Genomic DNA, 2,065 nt, shown 5'->3' with positions numbered 1-2,065 from the left:
TCAACATGCATGTTAACAGAATCTACAACCTTATTTTTGGAATATATTTTTGATAACTGATTTGTTTCGATAACGTAGTCTACCATACATAAATCTCCCTTAAAAAAATTAAAAAAAAGTAAATTAGAATGTTTAAAAACATCCTAACTATTTAATTGATTCTCTATATACTGATCCACAGACTCTGTTGAAAAATACACTCATATAAGAGTCAACGAATAATCCTTCAATTATTGCAATAACAAATGATATAACTACTGCCTGATTATTGATAGTTGCTGCAAACAATACTGATATAATGCTCAATATAAATCCTGCAGCAGCCATGATGATCATATATACCAGGATTGTAAAGAGAATTATTCCAATGTACTTGCCCCATCCAAGATTTGAAATATTATCCATTATTTCTCTTAAATCAAATGCTTTTTTAATATTGTCATGGGCAATCATATTGTTTAACGCCATAATTTCGATGAAATATGCAATTATAAAGAGCAATATTGAAATTAAGATAACAACAGGCAATATTGATGAATCGCCAATCAACATTATTCCACCAATCAATATAATCAATGGAATGATATTGTATGCAACGATTACAAGGAAATACTGTATTCCGTTGAGAAACATTCCCAATATGTCGCTGAATCCTGGAAGATCCTGTTTTTTATCAATTGAGAATTTAATTAAATCATATTGATACCCCAATATGAATAATGTTACAATCAGGCTAACAGCAGCCAAACCAATTATTAAATTAATGTCGGCCCCCGGCAATTGTGAAAGAGGTATGCGTGATGCTAAAGTAACATTAGTATTTTCCATTATATTCAGTATTTCTCTAAAAACATCAAAAGACTTTAAACCAATGAATGTTGATAATGCACTCATTAATGCTAATAGAACACCAAATCCTAAAACCTTTTTAACGTCATTGAATGGATATTTTAATCCTTCAACGACACAATCTGTTATGCTTGCCATATTAATCACCTAAATTTGCATTGTGTATAATAATCCTATAGACCTTGAATTGAATATACTTAAGTACGGTCCTACAATAAACATAGTTATTGCTGAATTGAACAATAATCCCAATATAAATATTCCACTAGGATCAGCACCTAAAACAGCACCTGAAATTCCAAACACCATAAATATTGCATATATAATTGAAGTTACAACAGCACTTATGACTACAGTTATGATTATTAATCCCAAGTATGTTGCAATGCATTTAAACCATCCGATATCATCAACTACTTTTTTTATTTCACTTATTGCGAATGCTTTTGTAAACGCTCCCTCATTGTATGCCATATGACATATTCCCATTTGGTTCATCAAACATGCAATTACAACAAGGACAAAAGTGATTAAGCATCCTATAACCATTATCGCAACAGAAGCAAAGTCTGCTAATTGACTTGCAATAAGTGCAAAGATAATAAATACGATGCAGGGTACAAGCAAATAGGCTATCTGAACTATTACAACTTTAATACCATCAACAAACATGTCTATTAAATCTTCAAAGCCAGGTAATGGATCCCTTCCATTAATAATCCCATGTACTGCATTTTCAATAACTCTGTAATTGTAACCTGTGATTAAGAATATCGGAAGCAACAAAAAGCTGAAAAAACACATTACCCCCAATATCACTAATGTTTTCCAGTCTTTAGCTGAATATTCTAGTGCGTCTTTGTATATATCTAAAATCATTTTTATCACCTAATAGTAATCATCATCGAAAATGAAAATATCTTCCATAACGAAATATTGTTCTCGATCACCTTTGAATAACATTTTATTAAAAACCTGGGTTATTTCATATGCCAGAAATAAAGATGGATTATACCTCCCGTTTTCAAGTGCGTTAATGGTTTGCCGGGTAACTCCAACCTTATCCCCCAGTTCTTTTTGGCTCATTTTGAGCTCCTGTCTTAAATATTTAATCATGGTTCTCATAGTATTCCCACAAATTAATCATTTTTGCAAAAAGTATTTAAGTACTTGAAGTAATTATGTTAAAATCTAATTACTTATGTTAATGTTATAT

At 30.8% G+C, this 2,065-nt stretch carries 3 protein-coding genes; all 3 read right to left on the bottom strand.

All coding sequences use genetic code 11. The annotated features are described in order from the left end of the window. Positions 1 to 147: 147 nt before the first annotated feature. Genes ACJMLH_RS00015 through ACJMLH_RS00005 form a run of 3 tightly spaced genes read right to left on the bottom strand, consistent with a single transcriptional unit; the run spans position 148 to position 1,974 of the window. Positions 148 to 987, bottom strand: coding sequence for a DUF4013 domain-containing protein (locus ACJMLH_RS00015; RefSeq protein WP_405273923.1), 840 nt, complete (start codon positions 985 to 987; stop codon positions 148 to 150). A 9-nt stretch (positions 988 to 996) separates the two neighbouring features. Next, positions 997 to 1,728 carry a DUF4013 domain-containing protein gene (locus ACJMLH_RS00010; protein WP_405273922.1) on the bottom strand — a complete coding sequence of 244 codons (732 nt, stop codon included), beginning with the start codon at positions 1,726 to 1,728 and terminating at the stop codon, positions 997 to 999. Between the two features lie 9 nt (positions 1,729 to 1,737). Then, the gene (locus tag ACJMLH_RS00005) at positions 1,738 to 1,974 is read right to left on the bottom strand and encodes a helix-turn-helix transcriptional regulator (RefSeq protein ID WP_292744395.1); all 237 of its coding nucleotides are present in this window, start codon (positions 1,972 to 1,974) and stop codon (positions 1,738 to 1,740) included. Between the last annotated feature and the right edge of the window lie 91 nt (positions 1,975 to 2,065).

It is taken from the genome of Methanobrevibacter sp., assembly GCF_045116495.1.
Taxonomy (GTDB): domain Archaea; phylum Methanobacteriota; class Methanobacteria; order Methanobacteriales; family Methanobacteriaceae; genus Methanocatella.
This window is presented reverse-complemented; position numbering and strand designations above follow the sequence as displayed.

Coding starts and splice junctions, on each gene's coding strand:
- ACJMLH_RS00005 (WP_292744395.1), bottom strand. CDS start 1,974: ATGAGAACCATGATTAAATATTTAAGACAGGAGCTCAAAATGAGCCAA.
- ACJMLH_RS00010 (WP_405273922.1), bottom strand. CDS start 1,728: ATGATTTTAGATATATACAAAGACGCACTAGAATATTCAGCTAAAGAC.
- ACJMLH_RS00015 (WP_405273923.1), bottom strand. CDS start 987: ATGGCAAGCATAACAGATTGTGTCGTTGAAGGATTAAAATATCCATTC.